This window comes from Actinophytocola sp. (genome assembly GCF_036378875.1).
Taxonomy (GTDB): Bacteria; Actinomycetota; Actinomycetes; order Mycobacteriales; family Pseudonocardiaceae; genus Actinophytocola.
In genome coordinates this window covers 22,351-41,240 of sequence record NZ_DASUVO010000054.1, presented here as the reverse complement: position 1 = coordinate 41,240, position 18,890 = coordinate 22,351, and the positions used below count along the sequence as shown (strand labels likewise).

Annotated in this window: 4 protein-coding genes; all 4 read right to left on the bottom strand. The window is 71.0% G+C overall.

Annotation, left to right across the window (positions count from 1 at the left end):
- Positions 1-3: 3 nt before the first annotated feature.
- A complete protein-coding gene (locus VF106_RS16095) occupies positions 4-15,495 on the bottom strand; it encodes a type I polyketide synthase (protein WP_414638978.1) in 15,492 nt (5,163 codons plus the stop codon).
- A gap of 36 nt (positions 15,496-15,531) precedes the next feature.
- On the bottom strand, positions 15,532-16,725 hold the full coding sequence (locus tag VF106_RS16090; protein WP_330840520.1) for a cytochrome P450: 1,194 nt from the start codon (positions 16,723-16,725) through the stop codon (positions 15,532-15,534).
- A gap of 111 nt (positions 16,726-16,836) precedes the next feature.
- Positions 16,837-17,805: a Gfo/Idh/MocA family protein gene (locus VF106_RS16085; protein WP_330840519.1), complete on the bottom strand. Its 969-nt coding sequence runs from the start codon at positions 17,803-17,805 to the stop codon at positions 16,837-16,839.
- Positions 17,802-18,785, bottom strand: a complete 984-nt coding sequence (locus tag VF106_RS16080; RefSeq protein WP_330840518.1) for a Gfo/Idh/MocA family protein — start codon at positions 18,783-18,785, stop codon at positions 17,802-17,804. Before VF106_RS16080 ends, VF106_RS16085 begins: the two co-directional genes overlap by 4 nt.
- Positions 18,786-18,890: the final 105 nt, after the last annotated feature.

Here is an 18,890-nt window from a genome sequence, read left to right as displayed (position 1 = left end):
TTCTCAGCTCGTCTTGCCCAGGGCTCGCCGCACGAGGCCGGCGATGTCGAGCCCGTCGATCAGGTCCACGTCGTTCTCGGCGGTGGGCTCCCTCGGGGCCGGCGGGGCCACACCGTCCGTCTCCGCGCCCTGCTCGGCCAGACCGAGCAGGGTGTCCAGCACGCCGGCCTCCTTGAACCGGGCGAACGGCACGGAGGCGAGGACCCGCCGCAGGTCGTCCTCCCGGCCGTCGGTGTCGTCGTCGACCTCCGTGAGCAGCTCGGCACGCAGGTAGCCGACCAGCGCCTCCGGGGTGGGGTAGTCGAAGATCAGCGTCGCCGGCAGCCGCAGCCCGGTGGCCCCGTGCAGGCTGTTGCGAAGGTTGACGGCGGCCAGCGAGTCGAAGCCGACGTCCTGGAACGCCTGGCGCGGGCCGATGCCCTCGGCGCCGCTGTGGCCGAGGACTGTCGACGCGTGGCCGCGGACCAGCCGGAGCAGGATGCGGTTCTGCTCGCTGTCCGGCACCGCTCTCAGGGAGTCCGCGAGGGACGCGGTTGTGTCGCCGTTCTCGGTGTCGGGTTGCGATGCCGCCAGTGCCGCCTTCGCCTCGGGCAGGTCGGCGAACAGCGGGCTGGGGCGGACGGAGGTGAACGCGGGAATGAAGGCGCCCCAGTCCATGTCGGCCACGGTCACGAACTTCTCGTTGGCCCGCACCGCCTGCACAAACGCCGTGACCGCCAGTCGTGGTGCCATGGGGAGGACACCGCGGCGGCGGAGCTGGGCGAGCGCGGCCTCGTCCATGCCGACGCCGATCTCGTCCAGCGCGCCCCAGGCGATCGACGTCGCGTTGAGACCCCTGGCGCGGCGCCATTCGACAACCGCGTCGAGGACGGCGTTCGCCGCGCCGGACGGGCCCTGGCCGCCGCCACCCCAGACACCGGCGATCGAGGAGAAGACGACGAACGCGTCGAGCGGGGTGTCCGCGAACAGCCCGTCCAGCCGGCGCGCGGTGTCCACTTTGGCCGCGAACACCTCGGCGAGGTCTGCCGTGCCGGTGTCGTCGACGGAGCTGGTCTGGGTGATGTCGGCGGCGTGCACCACGGCCGTGAGCGGTCGCGCCGGGTCCGTCGCGGTGACCAGCCGTTCGACCGTGTCCCGGTCGGCGTCGGCGCAGGACTCCACCACGGTGTCCACGCCCAGTTCGGCCAGTTCGGCACGCAGGTCCGGCACGCTCTCGGCGGGTGCGGTCGCGGTGGTGGTGACGATGAGCCGTTCGGCGCCGGCGAGTGCGAGCCAGACCGCGGCGTGCCGGCCGAGCCCCTCGGCGCCGCCGGTCACCAGTACCGTGCCCCGGGGCTGCCAGCGACCCTCGCTCGTGGACTCGGGTTTGCGGACCAGCCGCCGGCCGTAGACGCCCGACCGCCGGATCGCGAGCTGGTCCTCACCGGTGCCGCTCAGTACGCCGAGCAGTTGTTGGGCCGTGCGTGGGCCGTTCGTGGCGGGCAGGTCGACCAGGCCGCCCCACCGGTCGAGGCGTTCCAGTGCGACGGCGCGGCCGAGACCCCACAGTGCCGCCTGGGCAGGCGCGGTGAGGGCGTCCTGGATGCCGATGTTCACCGCGCCCCGGGTCACGCACCACAGTGGTGCGGTGGCGTTGCGGCCGCCCAGGGCCTGGACGAGCGCGAGTGTCGTCGCCGCGACGGCGGTCGGCTCCTGCGTCTCCTGGTCCAGGGCGAGCAGGGACAGCACGCCGGTGAGGTCGTGCTCGGCCAGCACCGCGGTCAGCCGTTCGGCGAGCCGTTCCCTGGCGCGGTCCCGCTCGCCGACCTCCAGCAGGACCATGTCGAGTCCCTGTCCGGCCAGCTCGGTGAGGAGAGCGGCGTCCTGGTGCCCGGACGGCGCGACGACGAGCCACCGTCCGCCTGGCACGCCGGCGGCTTCATGTTCGAGCGGCTGCCAGGTGACGTGGTAGCGCAGCTTCTCCGCCGTCGACCGCTCGCGGCGTTTCTCCCGCCAGTCCGCCAGCACGGGCACGACGGCGTCCAGGGCCGTGCGCTGGTCGGCGGACGCCATGTCGAGCAGCTCGGCGAGTGAGTCCACATCGGACCGCTCGATCGCGGTCCAGAAGTCGGCGTCGACCCCCTCTGCGGCCTCGGTGGTCGTTTCCGCCTCGTGCAGCCAGTAGTGCCGGCGTTCGAAGGCGTACGTCGGCAGGTTCACGCGGGCGGTCGGTGCGGGCAGGCCCCAGTCCACCGCGACACCTCGGACGAACAGCTCCGCCATCGAGGTCAGCAACCGCCGAGGACCGCCGTCGTCCCGCCGCAGCGACCCCACCACGAGACCGTCAGTGATCTCGGAAATCGGCTGCACCAACACCGGATGCGCACTCACCTCGACGAAGACCCCGTGCCCCTGCTCGACCAGCGCGGCCACGGCCGGACCGAAACCCACCTGGTGACGCAGGTTCCGGTACCAGTAGTCACCGCCGACGACATCGGCGTCCCGCACCCAGTCCCCGAGCATGGTGGAGTAGAACGGAATCACCGGCTCCTGGGCGGTGATCCCCGCCAGCGCCTCGGCGAGCGTGTCGCGGATGTCCTCCACGTGCCGGGTGTGTGAGGCGTAGTCCACCGCCACCCGCCGCACCCGAACACCGTCACCGGACAACGCTTCCAGCGCCTCGCCCAACGCCTCGGCGTCACCGGCGATCACCACGGATGCGGGGCTGTTGACCGCGGCCACCTCGACCCGGTCCGCCCAGGGTACCAACCGGGCGGTCACGTCGTCCTCGGGGAGAGCGACCGAGGCCATGCCACCGCGGCCGGACAGCTTCGCGGCGATGGCCTGGCTGCGCAGGGCAACCACCTTCGCGGCGTCCTCAAGGGACAGAGCGCCCGACACACACGCGGCCGCGATCTCACCCTGTGAATGACCCACGACCGCGTCCGGCACCACACCGACCGACGACCACACCGCGGCAAGACCCACCATCACCGCGAAACAGGCCGGCTGCAACACGTCGACCCGGTCCAGCAGGCCGGTCCCATCCCGCAGAACGTCCACAAGGGACCAGTCAACCCAGGGCGCCAACGCGGCGGCACACTCCCCTATCCGTTCGGCGAACACCGGAGAGGAGTCCAGCAACTCGCGGCCCATGCCGACCCACTGCGAGCCCTGGCCCGGGAACACCCACACCTTCTTGCCCGGCACATCCACGCTGCCGGTCACCAGAGCGGGTGCGTTCTCGCCGCGTGCCAACGCGTTCAGCCCGGACAGGGCCTCCTCGCGCGTGCTCGCCACGACGACGGCTCGCTGCCCTAGCGTCGCCCGGCTCGACAGCAGTGCCCCGGCCACAGCGGCCAGCGGCACGTCACCGGCGCCCTCGAGGAAGACCGCCAGCCGGCCGGCCTGTCCGGCCAGCGCACCCGCGGTCCCCGCCGTCACCACGAGTGGTGTCATGCCGGTGGGCGCCTCGGTGCCGACAGGCGAGTCCTCGGCGGGTGCCTCCTCCAGGATGAGGTGCGCGTTCGTCCCACTGGCCCCGAACGAGGACACCGCGGCCCGGCGGGGACGGTCGGCACGCGGCCACTCCCGCGCCTGGATCAACAGCTTCACCGCACCCGCGGTCCAGTCGACCTGGGTGGTGGGTGTGTCCGCGTGCAGTGTCGCCGGCAGGGTCTCGTGCTGGAGCGCCTGCACCATCTTGATCACACCGGCCACCCCGGCGGCCGCCTGCGTGTGTCCGATGTTCGACTTCAACGACCCCAACCACAACGGGCGTTCCCGGCCCTGCCCATACGTGGCGAGCAACGCCTGCGCCTCGATCGGGTCGCCCAACGCGGTCCCGGTCCCGTGCCCCTCCACGACGTCCACATCGGACGGCGACAGCCCGGCACTCGCCAACGCCCCACGGATCACCCGCTGCTGTGACGGGCCGTTCGGCGCGGTCAACCCGTTCGAGGCACCGTCCTGGTTCACCGCGGAACCACGCAGCAGCGCCAGCACCGGGTGCCCGCGCTCCCGCGCCACCGACAGACGCTCCAGCAGCACCACGCCGACGCCTTCGGCCCAGCCGGTGCCGTCCGCGCCGTCCGCGTAGGCCTTGCAGCGTCCGTCGGCGGACAGGCCCCGCTGCCGGGAGAACTCCAGGAAGGCGTCCGGGCTGGCCATCACGGTGGCGCCGCCGGCCAGTGCCATCGAGCACTCGCCCTGCCGCAACGCCTGTGCGGCAAGGTGCATCGTCACCAGGGACGACGAGCACGCCGTGTCGACCGTGACCGCGGGCCCCTCGAAACCGAACACATAGGACACCCGGCCGGACGCCACGCTCGACGCCGTTCCGGTCATGAGGTAGCCCTGGACGTCGTCGGGGACCTGGCGGAGCCGGGTCACGTAGTCGTGGTGGACGATCCCGGTGAAGACGCCGATGTCCTTGCCCTTGACGGAAAGCGGGTCGATGCCCGCTCGCTCCAGCGCCTCCCACGAGGTCTCCAGCAACAACCGCTGCTGCGGGTCCATGGCGAGTGCCTCGCGAGGCGAGATCCCGAAGAGCCCGGCGTCGAACCGCGCGGCGTCGTACAGGAACCCACCCGAGCGGGTGTAGCTCGTGCCGGGGTTGGCCGGGTCCGGGTGGTACAGCCCGTCGAGGTCCCAACCGCGGTCGAGAGGAAAACCGGACACCGCGTCCCGCTGCCCCAACACCAGATCCCACAGTTCCTCGGGACTGTCCACGCCGCCGGGTAGCCGGGTGCTCATCGCGACGATCGCGATCGGCTCGTCGGAGACCGGCGCCGCCGTCGGGGTGACCACCACCGGTCGCTCACCCTGCAGCTCGGCCCGCAGATGGGCCGCGAGGATGGCGGGGGTCGGGTAGTCGAATACCAGGGTGCTGGACAGGTTCAGTCCGGTGAAGTCCTGCAGGCGGTTGCGGAGCTTGACCGCGCTCAACGAGTCGAACCCGAGGCTCTTGAAGGACTGCTCCTCGCCGATCCCGTCCGACTCGCGGTGGCCGAGCACGACGGCGACGCTCTCCATGACCAGGTCCATCACCGAGCGCGGCTCGGCGGCCAGGCTGTCGGCGGGCTTCAGCGGGTCGTCGTGTTCCCGCGCGACGACGTCATCGGCGTCGACCCAGTACCGCTGGTGCTGGAACGCGTAGGTGGGCAGCTCGGCGCCGACCGCCACGACCGGCCGGTCGAGCACGGCCGGCCAGTCCACGGCCACACCACGCACGTGCAACTCCGCGAGCGCGGTCAGGACGTCGAGGGCCTCCGTGCCGTCCTTGCGTAGCGTGGCGACACAGCCCTGTCCCTGTTGGCCCAGCGCCATCGCGGCGAGGACCCCGCCGGGGCCCAGCTCGAGGAACGTCGTCGCGCCCTGGTCACGCAGCGCGGTGACGGCGTCGCCGAACCGGACCGCGTGCCGTGCCTGGTCGACCCAGTAGTCGGGGCTGCCGAGCCGCCCGTCCTCGGCGAGGGCGCCGGTCAACGTGGACACGATGGGCAGAACGCCCGGCTGGAACGACAAATCGGCCACCACGCCGCGGAACTCGTCGAGCATGGGTGCCATGAGGGGCGAGTGGAAGGCATGGCTGACCGGCAACCGCCGCGTCTTGCGGCCACGGCCCGCGAGCTCTCCCGCGACGGCCAGCACGGCGTTCTCGTCGCCGGAGAGCACGACCGAGTCGGGCCCGTTGACCGCCGCGACGCAGACCACGCCGTCCGCCCGGTCGAGCAGCGGCGCGACCTCGGCCTCGGTCGCCTGGACCGCGACCATCGCACCGCCTTCGGGCAGATCCTGCATCAACCGGCCTCGTGCGGCGACCAGCGTGGCCGCCTCGTGCAGATCGAGCACGCCGGCAGCGTGGGCGGCGGTGATCTCCCCGATCGAGTGGCCCGCGAGGAGATCGGGTCGCACGCCCCAGGACTCGAAGAGCCGGAACAGCGCGGTTTCCAGCGCGAACAAGGCGCCCTGCGTGTACATGGTCTGGTCGAGCAGGTCGCCATCGGATCCGAACACCACCTCACGCAGGGGGCATGCCCCGGGCAGGTGCTCCTCCACGGCCGTGCACGCGGCGGCAAAGGCGTCGCGGAAGACCGGGAACGTCTCGGCGAGTTGGCGGCCCATGCCCGCCCACTGACTGCCCTGACCGGTGAAGAGGATGGCCAGCTTCCCCGTGACCGGGGTGCCGGACACGACCGCGGGACTCGGCACACCGCGCTCGACGGCGGACAGGTCCGCGCAGAGCTGTTCCCTGTCGGACGCCACGACGACGGCACGGTGGTCGAGGTGAGCCCGTGTGGTGGCGAGCGCGTGGGCGGCGTCGGCGTGGCGCACGTCGGGCCGTTCGCGGAAGAACCGGGCAAGACCGCCGGCCTGGCCACGCAACCCGGCCGGCGTCCGCCCGGACACGAGTACCGGGATGGGGACACCGGCCGGCTCGGGCCCAGGAGGCGTCGGCTGTTCTGGGACCGCTTCGAGGACGACGTGCGCGTTGGTGCCGCCAATGCCGAAGGACGACACCCCGGCCCGGCGGGGCCTGCCGTTCTCCGGCCAGTCGCGGGCCTCGGTCAGCAGTGCCACGACACCCGCCGACCAGTCCACATTGGACGAAGGCCGATCCACGTGCAGTGTCGGCGGGAGAACGCCGTGCCGCATCGCCATGACCATCTTGATCACGCCGGCGACCCCCGCGGCCGCCTGCGTGTGTCCGATGTTCGACTTCACCGACCCCAGCCACAGCGGCTGGTCCGCCGGCCGGCCCTGGCCGTAGGTCGCGAGGAGCGCCTCCGCCTCGATCGGGTCGCCGAGGGTCGTGCCGGTGCCGTGCGCCTCCACGGCGTCGATGTCCGATGTGGACAGCCCGGCGGCGGTGAGTGCCTTGCGGATCACCCGTTGCTGGGACGGGCCGTTCGGCGCGGTGAGCCCGTTCGACGCGCCGTCGGAGTTCACCGCCGACCCGCGGACCACGGCCAGCACCTGGTGACCGCGGCGGCGCGCGTCCGACAGCCGCTCCACGAGCAGCAGGCCCACGCCCTCGGACCAGCCGGTGCCGTCCGCGCCGTCGGCGAACGCCTTGCACCGGCCGTCGGGCGCCAGCCCGCGCTGCCGGGAGAACTCGACGAAGGTCTCGACGGTGCCCATCACCATCACGCCGCCGGCCAGCGCCATGGTGCACTCGCCGCGCTGGAGCGCCTGCGTCGCCATGTGCAGTGCCACCAGCGAGGAGGAGCAGGCCGTGTCGACCGTGATGGCGGGGCCTTCGAAGCCGAAGTGGTAGGCGACGCGGCCGGAGATGACGCTGCCGGAGCTGCCGGTGAGGCGGAAGCCCTCGACGCCGGACGCCGCTTGCATCCGCATGCTGTAGTCGTGGCTGTTGACGCCGACGAAGACGCCGACGTCCTGTCCGGCGAGGGTTGTCGGGTCGATCGCGGCGCGTTCGAACGCCTCCCAGGACGTCTCCAGCAGCAGCCGCTGCTGCGGGTCCATGGCGAGGGCCTCGTTCGGTGAGATGCCGAAGAAGGCGGCGTCGAACCCGGCGGCGTCGTCGAGGAAGGCGCCGTGCCGCACGTAGGTGGTGCCTTCGTGGTCGGGGTCCGCGTGGTAGAGCCGGTCGGTGTCCCAGCCGCGGTCGGTGGGGAACTCGGTGACGGCGTCGACCCCGTCGGCCACGACGCGCCAGAGGTCCTCCGGGCTGTGCACGCCGGCGGGGAAGCGGCACGCCATCGCCACGATGGCGATGGGCTCGTCGGTTGTCGGTCGGTTGGTTTCGGCAGAGCGTGGCGTGGAGCCGCCGAGGAGCTTCACGCGCAGGTGCTCGGCGAGCGCGGTGGGCTTCGGGTAGTCGAAGATCATCGCCGGGGACAGGGTGAGCCCGGTCGCGGCGGCCAGCCGGTTCCGCAACTCCACCGCGGTCAGCGAGTCGAACCCGGCCTCCTTGAAGGTCCGGCCGGGGTGGACGGCGTCGGTGGTGGTGTGTCCGAGCACCTCGGCGGCGTGCTTCCGCACCAGGTCGAGCACGGTCTCGGTCTGTTCGGTGTCGGCGAGGCCGGCGAGGCGCTTCGCGAGCGACGCGGACGAGGCGAGGGTCCCGGCCACGGGTCGCGCGGCCGGGACCAGACCACGCAGCAGCGGTGGGACCGGATCAGCGGTCGCCGTCGCGCGCAGGTCGAACTTCGCCGCCACCAGCGTGTCGTCGGCGGTCAGGGCGGCGTCCAGGAGCGCCGTTCCCTCGGTGGCGGAAAGGCCGACCATGCCGGTGCGCCTGGTGCGTGCCAGGTCCGCGGTGCCCAGGTGCTGGGTCATGGCGCTGACCGTCGCCCAGTAGCCCCAGGCGAGGGACACGGCGGGCAGACCGAGGCGGTGGCGCTGGTGCGCGACCGCGTCCAGACATGCGTTGGCCGCCGCGTAGTTGGCCTGCCCGGGGTTGCCCAGCGCGCCCGCCGCCGAGGAGAACAGCACGAACGCGGCGAGGTCGGTGTCCCGGGTCAGTTCGTCCAGGTGCAGGGCGGCGTCCACCTTGGGCCGCAACACGGTGTCGACCCGTTCCGGGGTCAGCTCGGTGAGCACCCCGTCGTCGAGGACACCGGCGGCGTGGATCACCGCGGTGAGCGGGTGTTCGGCCGGGATGGCCCGCAGGACAGCCTCGAGCTGGGCCCGATCAGCCGTGTCGCAGGCGGTGATCGTGACGGACGCGCCCATCGCGGTGAGTTCAGCGTGGAGTTCCGGGGCGCTGCCGCCACGGCTGACCAGGAGCAGATGGCGGATGCCGTGTGCGGTGACGAGGTGCCGTGCCGTCGTCGCGCCGAGGGTTCCGGTGCCGCCGGTGATCAGTACGGTGCCGTCGGGGTCGAGAGGACGCCCCGGTTCGGGTGGCGACACCCGTGTCAGGCGCGGCACCGTCGCATGCCCGTGGCGGACCCGCACCTGCGGTTCGCCGCTCAGGAGAACGACGGGTAGGGCGGTCCGGTCGTCGAGGTCCGCCAGCACGATCCGGTCGGGGTGCTCCGACTGCGCCGAGCGCACCAGGCCCCACACCGCGGCCGCGTCGGGTTCGGCGCAGTCTCCGGTGACGACGGCGAGCCGGGTGTCCGCCAGTGCTGGTTCGGCGAGCCAGTCCTGGATCACCGCGAGCGCGGCGTTGACCGACGCGCGGGGATCTCCGGGGACGGCCTCGTACAGCAGGACGTCCGGTGCCGCCGTCGTGTCGACGTCCTCGACGGTCACGATGTCGATGACGCGGTCCACTGTGGGCAGTGGCAGCGGGGTCCAGTCGACGCGGAACAGGGCATCGGGCGGCAACCCCACCGGTTCTGCGGTGAACGGCCTGCCGAGGACCGCGTCGACGGTCATGACGGGTTGCCCCGTCATGTCGGTCAGTCGCAACCCAGGGCCTTCGGGTCGCACCTGCAGTGCGGTGCCGCCCGATGCCAGCAGGGACACGCCTTTCCAGACGGACGGGAGCATGTCGTCGGGGATGACCGTGCGGACGGCGGCGTCGAGCAGGGCGGGGTGCATCCCGTAGCGGTCGGCGTCGCGGAGTGCGGCACCGTCCAGGGTGACTTCGGTGGCGGGTTGGGCGTTCGAGGGTGCCGCTTCAGTCGCGACGGGAGCCAGCGTGCCGTGCGCGTGGCGTGTCCAGGGCGCGTCCACAGGGGCGTCCGCGGCGCGGGAGTAGATGTCCACCGATCGCCGTCGCGTGTCGCCGGGCTCGCCGATGATGGCCTGGATGTCGCGGGGCAGCACCACGGGTGTGTCGACGGTCAGTTCGTCGAGGACGGGGGTGCCGGTCAGATCGCCGAGCCGGATGGCCGTTTCGACCAGTGCCGCGTTCGGCATGACGGGGTCCGTGAGCCAGGGGTACGACCGAACCGACCACCTCGACGTCGCGACGAATCCGGCTGAGTTCGGCAGGCTGACGACCGCGCCGAGCAGCGGGTGATCGGCCGCCGACTGACCCAGCGACGCGGCGTCGGTCACCGGCTCGGGTTGGAGCCAGTAGTGCTGGTGGTCGAAGGCGTAGGTCGGCAGGTCCACCGGGGCGGTCGGCGCGGGCAGGCCCCAGTCCACCCCGACACCCCGAACGAACAACTCCGCCATCGAGGTCAGCAGCCGCCGAGGACCACCGTCGTCCCGCCGCAACGACCCGACAACGAGACCGTCGGTGATCTCGGAAAGGGGCTGCACCAACACCGGATGCGCACTCACCTCGACGAACACGCCATGCCCCTGCGCCTGCAGGGCGGCCACGGCCGGGCCGAAACCCACCTGGTGACGCAGGTTCCGATACCAGTACCCGCCGTCGACGACACCGGCGTCCCGCACCCAACCGTCGATCACGGTGGAATAGAACGGCACCATCGGTGCCTGCGCACTGATCCCGGCGAGCGCCTCGGCGAGCGTGTCGCGGATGTCCTCCACATGCCGGGTGTGCGAGGCGTAGTCCACCGCCACCCGCCGAACCCGAACACCACTGCTGGACAACGCTTCCAGCGCCTCGTCCAACGCCTGCGCGTCCCCCGCGATCACCACCGAGGACGGCCCGTTGACCGCGGCCACCTCGACCCGACCGGCCCACGGCGAAAGCCGCGCGACCACCTCACCCTCACCGAGGGCGACCGAGGCCATGCCGCCACGCCCGGACAACTCCGCGGCGATGGCCTGACTGCGCAACGCCACCACCTTCGCGGCGTCCTCAAGAGACAGAGCACCCGACACACACGCGGCCGCGATCTCACCCTGCGAATGACCCACCACAGCATCCGGCACGACGCCCACCGACGCCCACACCGCCGCCAATCCCACCATCACCGCGAAACAGGCGGGTTGCAGCACATCGACCCGGCCGAGCAGCTCGGGCTCCGCATCGCCGTTCAGAACGTCCACAAGAGACCAGTCGATCCACGGCTCCAGCGCGGCAGCACACTCGGAGATCCGCATCGCGAACACCGGAGACGACTCGAGTAGTTCCCGGCCCATCCCGGCCCACTGCGTGCCCTGGCCCGGGAACACCCACACGATCTTGCCCGGCACATCCGCGCTGCCGGTCACCACACCGGGTACGTGCTCACCACGGGCCAGTGCGCCAAGGCCGGTCAGTGCTTCCTCGCGAGAACCCGCCACCACGACGGCCCGCATCGCCAGCACCGCCCGGCTCGACACCAACGCCCCGGCCACGCCGGCCAGTGAGTCGTTCTCGACCAACGCGGCCAGCCGCCCGGCCTGCCCCGCCAGCGACCCGGAACTCCGTGCCGACACGACCAGGGGCACCACTCCGGTGGTTGACGCCTCTGTCGGCGCCATGTCCTCGGCGGGCGCCTCCTCCAGGATCACATGCGCGTTCGTCCCGCTGACACCGAACGACGACACCCCGGCTCGCCGCGGTCGATCACCGCGCGGCCAGTCCCGGGCCCGGATCAGCAACTCCACCGCACCGGCGGACCAGTCCACTTCGGACGTCGGCTCTTCGACGTGCAAGGTCGCCGGAAGGACGCCGTGCCGTAGCGCCTGCACCATCTTGATCACGCCGGCCACACCCGCGGCCGCCTGCGCATGCCCGATGTTGGACTTCAACGACCCCAACCACAACGGGCGTTCTCTGCCTTGTCCGTACGTGGCCAGCAACGCCTGTGCCTCGATCGGATCGCCCAGAGCGGTCCCGGTGCCATGCGCCTCGACCACGTCCACATCGGACGGTGTGAGTCCCGCCGCGGCGAGCGCCCGGCGGATCACCCGCTGCTGTGACAGACCATTCGGCGCAGTCAGACCGTTCGACGCACCGTCGGAGTTCACCGCCGAACCGCGCAACACCGCGAGAATCCGGTGTCCGCGTTCCCGCGCGACCGACAGTCGCTCCAGGACGACCACGCCGGCGCCCTCGGCCCAGCCGGTCCCGTCGGCCGTCGACGAGAACGCCTTGCATCTCCCGTCGGGCGCGAGTGCCCGCTGCCGGGAGAACTCGACAAAGCTCCCGGGCGTGGCCATCACGGTCGCTCCGCCGGCCAGCGCCATCGAGCACTCACCCGACCGCAACGCCTGCGCCGCAAGGTGCATCGCCACCAGCGACGACGAACACGCCGTGTCCACCGTCACCGAGGGACCCTCGAAACCAAACACATAGGACACTCGGCCCGACGCCACGCTGGACGCCGACCCGGTGGTCGTGAACCCTTCCAGTTCCGGCGAGACCGCACCCGACCCGTAACCCTGGCCCATCAAGCCGGAGAACACCCCGACATCGGCGCCCTTCAACGAGAGCGGGTCGACGCCCGCCCGTTCCAGCGCCTCCCACGAGGTCTCCAGCAACAACCGCTGCTGCGGGTCCATCGCGAGCGCCTCACGCGGCGAGATCCCGAAGAACCCCGCGTCGAACAGTCCCGCTCCGTCGAGGAACCCGCCCTGACTCGTGTACGAGGTGCCCGCACGGTCAGGGTCCGGGTCGAACAGACGGTCAAGGTCCCAGCCCCGGTCGCCGGGAAACTCGGCGACGGCGTCGACTCCGTCGGCCACCAGCTTCCACAGGTCCTCCGGGCTCGCCACCGCACCAGGCAGCCGGCAGGCCATGCCCACGATCGCGATCGGCTCATCGGGATCGGCCACCATGGCCGGCTCGTTGACCGGCGGGGTGACGCCCAGGATCTCGGCACGCAGACAGGCCGCCAACGCCACCGGGGTGGGGTGGTCGAAGACGACGGTGGCGGGCAGCCGCAGCCCGGTGCTTTCGGTCAGCCGGTTGCGCAGTTCGACGATGGCCATCGAGGTGAAGCCCAGGTCGCGGAAGGCGCGGTCGGCCGGGACCGACTCGGGGCCCGGCTGTCGCAGCACGACGGCGGCCTGCGTCCGGACCAGGTCTTCCAGTAGTGCCAGCTGCGCGCGTTCGTCCAGTCCGGACAGTCGGTCACTTAGGGCAGCGGTGACGGCACCGTCCGGCTCCCTCTGCTCAGACAGACTTTCCTGTGCGTCTGCCCGCATCGCCAGCACCGACGGACGGTTCGTGGTGATGGCGTGCTCGAACGCGGTGAGCAGGTCGCTCAGCCGGCCAGTGTCGTGGGACCAGCCGACGAAAGCACCGGGCAGGTTCCGCACTCGGCGGGCCCGCAGCACGGCATCGGTCAGGATCCCGTTCATGGTCGCACCGGGTGCTCCTGGCAACCCGGCCACATCGGACACCACGACGAACGCGGCAGGCCCGGTCATCTCATCGAGGTGCAGCGCCAGTTCGGGATCGTCGGCGGCATGCACCACCGCGGTCACCGGACGCCGGAGGCCGGCCAACGCGGCTCGCAACGGCTCCGGATTCCGCCCGTCCGCGGTCACGCGGCCAGTGCCCGTCTCGACGGAATCCGGTTCGGCGCCGGGGGAATTGACGAGCAGCAGGCTCGCCCTGTGAACAGTCGCCAGATGGTGTGCCAACCACGCGCCGTGCTGGGTGTCCGCTCCGGTGACCACCACCGTGCCGGCGGCACCCGGCCACGATTCCGCCCGCGGCACATCGACCACGGGCAGGCGGGCCAACCGGGGCGCCAGCAGTACGCCCGACCGCACCGTGAGTCGCGGCTCGTTCGACGCGGCCGCGGCCAGCAGGATGTCCGGGTCGGGCGGTGTGTCCTCGACTTCGACGGCGGTGAGTGGAAGGTCCGCCGCGGGGGTCGCGACCGCGGCGCGGGTGAGGACGACGAGTCGGGACGCCGCCAGTTCCGGTCGTGCCGACCAGACGCGCACGTGCTCTTCCAGAAGACGGGCGTCGTCCCGTCCCGCGGCGACCGGATCGCGCGCGGGTCCGGCCGACCCGACGAGAACGGTCACGTCTGGAACCGCCTCGGCGCCGGCCATCTCGGCGAGGTCCTGGTACTGCCGCACCGTGACACCGGTTGCTTGCAGAGCGGTGACGAGTCCGGCCGCCGGACCGACCACCACCCAACTCCCGGCCGAGCGCGTCGTCGGCGCGGTCACCGGCGTCCACTCCACGCTCATCAGCGCGTCGTGGTGTCCGCTCGCCGCGTACCGCAGCCAGCTCGGCTGGTCCGCCAGGAGACGCCGCTGGATCTTGCCCGACGCGGTCCGGGGAATGGTCGCGACCTCGTGGACCTGTTCGGGCACCTTGTAGGGGGAGAGTTGCTCGCGGCACCGAGTGATCAGGGCCTGGACGTCGAACCCGGAGGGACCGGGGATCACGTACGCGACCGGCACTTCGCCGAGCGTGTCGTGGGGCGCGCCGGCCACCGCCACGTCGGCGACACCGGGGACGGTGCGCAGGACCGCCTCCACTTCCGCGGGGTGGATGTTCTCCCCACCGCGGATGACGAGTTCCTTGATCCGGCCGCGGATGGTGACGTAGCCGGCGTCGTCACAGCTGGCCAGGTCGCCGGTCCGGAACCAGCCGTCCCGCATCGCCTCGGCGGTCGCGTCCGGACTGTTGTGGTAGCCGGCCATGACGTTCGGCCCGCTGACCCACACCTCCCCTTCCTCGCCGACGGGAACGTCGATCCCGGTGGTGGGGTTGACGATGCGGACCCCGACTCCCGGCGCTGGCAGGCCACAGGACCCGTCGACCCGGGGACCGTCCGGCGGGTTCATGGTGATGGCCCCGCACGTCTCGGTGCTGCCGTAGGCGTCGACCAGCGGGACGCGGAAGATCTCCTCGAACTCCCGGCGCAACCCGGCTCCGAGGACCGCTCCCCCGACCAGGCCGATCCGCAGTCCGGGTGCGGAGAAACCGTTCTGCCGGGCCGCCTTCACCAGGTGGTGGTACGTCGTGGGCACACCGGCCAGGAAGGTCGGCGCGTCGTCGCGGAGCGTCCGCATCACGTCGTCCGGGGACGCCCCGTCCATGATCCGCGCGGTGGCCCCGACCACGGTGACGGAGAGAACGCACGCGATGTGCGAAAGGCTGTGGAACAGCGGGAGCGGCCAGAGAACCCGGTCCTGGTGCGTCAGTCCCGGAATCGGCACATAGGTCGAGGCCACGGACCAGAGGCAGTTGCGCTGGGTCGACAGGACGCCCTTGGGCCGGCCGGTGGTCCCCGAGGTGTAGAACGTCCAGGCCACGTCGTCGAGGGCGAGGTCGTCGCGAGCGGGCTGGGCCGGTTCGGTGACGGCGAGTTCGTCGTAAGGATGGGTTCCCGCCGGGGCGTCGCCGGTCACCAGCAGGGTGGCCGCCTCGAGCCGCTCGGCCTGTGTGGCATCGGTGATGACCACCGTGGCGCCGCTGTCGGCCAGCAGGTACTCCAGCTCGGCGAGGGCCGAGGCGGGGTTGAGCGGCACCCCGACGCCGCCCGCGCGCACGATCGCGAGATAGCTCTCCACAGTGGACACCGTGTTGCGCAGGCAGATCGCGACCCGGTCGCCGTGCAGAACACCGAGGCTCGCCAGGTGCCCGGCCAGCCTGCGCGTCCGCGCCTCGAGGTCGGTGTAGGTGACCGCCCGCCGGTCGTCCTCGAAAGCCACCTTGTCGGGAAAGCGGGCCGCGTTCTCCTGGAGTGCGACCGGCAACGGCTTGATGAGGTCGGTGCGCACCATACCGCGGATCCTTTCGGGGCTCGGTGGGAAGAACGCTCACCAGGAGACGGGCAGCGTCTCCACCGCGAAGACAGACCCCTGCAGGCGCAGCGGCACCTCGTCGGCCGCGACGGCCAACCGGAGGTCGGGGAACGCCTGGAGGAGAGCGGACAGACCGGCACGCAGCTCGACGCGCGCCAGGTTCTGGCCGAGGCACTGGTGGATGCCGAAGCCGAACGCCACGTGACCTGACGTCTCGCGATCGATGTCCAGCTTCTCGGGGCAGGAGAACTTCGCCGGGTCACGGTTGGCCGCGGGAAGCGACACCGTGACACTGTCCCCTTTCCTGATCACCTCACCGTTGAGTTTGATGTCCTCCAACGCGGTACGGTAGGTGTGGTACTGGTTGACGGTGAGGTAGCGAAGAAGCTCTTCGATCGCGGCGTCGAGTTTCCTGGGGTCCGCCCGGAGGGCCGCCAGTTGATCGTTGTGGTGCAGCAGCGCGAAAACACCGACGGCCAGCGCGCTCTCCGTGGTCTCGTAGCCCGCGAACAGCATCAGCGTCACGATGTTGCACAGCTCTTCCGCGGTCAGTTCCTCGTCGGCGACGAGGACGCTGATGAGATCGTCTTCGGGCTGCTTCCGCCTTCTCTCGATGACCTCGCCGAAGAATTCCTGCGCCTGCCCGTAGGCAGCGGCCGCCTCCGCCGGGTCCGCCTCCGCGTCGTGCAGGAGGGTAACCGCGTGTACGTATCGGTCACGTTCGCCGTAGGGCAGGCCGACCATCTCCGACAACACCCGCAGGACAAGTGGTTTGGCGAAGGTCGCCACCAGATCCGCGGGAGCGCCGTGCTCACGCATGACGTCGAGCTGTTCTGCGGCAACGGCCTCGACACGCGACGTCAGCCGGCTCGTCCGGCGAACAGTGAACTCACCGGTCAGCAGGCGGCGGTACCGGGTGTGTTCGGGCGGATCCATGTGGATGAACATCCCGGGAATCAACGGATGGGTCGGGATCACCTGTCCCTGGTGCGTCACCGGGAAGTGACCGACCTCGCAGCTGTGGCTGAACCGCGGATCGCTGAGGACCTCGCGCACCAACTCGTAGCTGGAGACGATCCAGCCGACGTGCCCGTCCGGGTAGACCATCCTCGCGAGCGGGCGTTCTTCGCGGAGCGTCGCGAATACCGAAGGAGGGTCGAACTTGTCGGTCCGCGCCCACGGCACCTCGAAAGAAATGGCGTCGGTCATCGATTCCTTCTCCCTCGGGCAGGCGTTCCCGCCGGACGCGAACAACTGGCTCTGAAACCAAGCTAGACGGGCCACGACCACCCGACATCCCTCAGGCTGGTAGGGCCGCCATCAACCGATATCGACAGGCTGACCGGTCTGTGCCGACTCATAGGCCGCTTGGATGATCCGCAACGTACGCAACCCCGCCGCACCGTCGGGGCCGGTCCACTGTCCATTGTCGACTGCGGAGACGAAGTCCTTCAACATCACCGCGTACGGGTCGGCCCCACCCGGCTCCCACCGTGCGGTGCCGGTGGCCGCGTCGTATCCGCCGAGCAGTCGCGGAGAGGCGTCGTACTCCACGCTCGCCCGGTCACCGACGAAGGTCACGGCCGGTCCGTTCGGCGGCGACAGGCTCCAGCCGCAGTCGATCGCCGCGACCATCCCACTCGAATACCGCACGGTGACCAGTGCCGCGCTCTCGACACCCGGATGTCCACTGAGGACATTGTTCGTCTGTGCGTACACCTGTTCCGCGGGCTCCCCGTCGAGCACCGCGTCCACCAGGTCGAGCAGGAACGGCGCGTTGGAGGCCAGCGCACCGCCGTCCACCTCTCCCCGGCCCGACGGGGTGCTGTGGTACGACCCGTGGACTGTCGTCAGCGTGCCGACGACACCGTCGGCGATCCCTTGGCGCACAGCGGCGAACGCCCCGCTGAAGCAGGCAGGGGACGCGACCGTGAGGCGAACCCCGCCGATGTCACAGGCGTCCACCATGGCTTTCACGTCCGCTTCCTTGGTGGCCAGCGGCTGCTCGCACAGCACGAACGCCTCCGCCTCGCCCGCGAGGTCGACCAGCTCACGGCGCCGGTCGACCTCGCTAGTGACCACCACCCCTTCGACGCCCGACGCGAACACCTCGTCCCAACTGTCCACATACGACACACCGAGCCGCTCGGCCATCGCCCGTCCCCGGACCGGATCACCCGCCGCACCGTCGGGATCCGCGGTGACCAGGTCGACGCCGGGCATGTCACGCAACAGCCTGACGTAGGTCTCGGCACGCTCGTGCGCGAACGACAGGACGGCGACCTTCATGCGGCTCCCTTCACCGACAGTTCGACGGCACGCCCTGTCCACGCGGACTCCGCCGCGGCCTGGGTGATGCGGACGGCGGCAAGCGCGTCCCGCGCGCCAAGACGCGGTTCGGGCCCTCCCGCGAAGGCCTGGGCGAACTCCCGCATTTCGGTGACGAACACCGATTCCCCCGCGTAGCCGAAGTTCCCGGCCTCACCGTCGGCGATCCGGACTTCCTGGGGCCACTCGGAGTCGTAGGACACGGTCCCACCGGTACCGGAGACGTGGAATGACACCCGAACGGGAGGTTTCGGCGTGGCGGTCCACCGGCTGATGACCTGGCTGAGCGCACCACTGGCATGGGTGAGCACGGCGGTCCCGGTCGCAACGGCCCCCTCCGGAGCCGGTGTGGCGATCTCGCCCTGGTAGTAGGCGTGCACCCGCACGACGTCCCCGAAGATCCAGTACGCCAGGTCGACGCCGTGCAGCATCTGATCGGTCAGGATTCCTCCCGACCGGGCGGATTTGTGCCCGGTCCAGGGCCGAGGGTGGTACGCGGAGAAGAAGAACCGTCCGACCGCACCCTCGCCGATGCCGCCGGTCGCCACCAGCTCGTGGAGTCGGGCGTACGGCGGGGCGAAACGCACGTCGTGGGCAGGATACAGCCGCACACCGGCCCGCGCCGCCGCGGCGACGATCTCCTCGGCCTCCTCGGCGGTGGCCGCCAACGGTTTCTCGCACACCACACCCACACCGGCGGCGATCGCGGCCATGGCGATCTCGTGATGACTGTCGGTCGGGGTGCAGATGTCCACGACATTCGCGCCATCCAGCGCCTCGGCCAAGGAGTCGACCGCCCTGGCGCCGAACTCGCGTGCCATGTCGGCGGCACGGCCGTCGTCGGAGTACACACGGACAGCGGCCCCGGCGCCGATCCACGCGTCCAGGTGTAAACGTGCTATCAGTCCCGCGCCGATCAGTGCCACCTCGAGCTGCCGCATGGCATCTCCAGCCCTTCTCCCACATGCGCGCGGATGTGTCCGACCCTCGTCAGGTTCGCCCACGACACTTGGCGGAAGCCATAACCAACGTGGGTAGTCTCACCG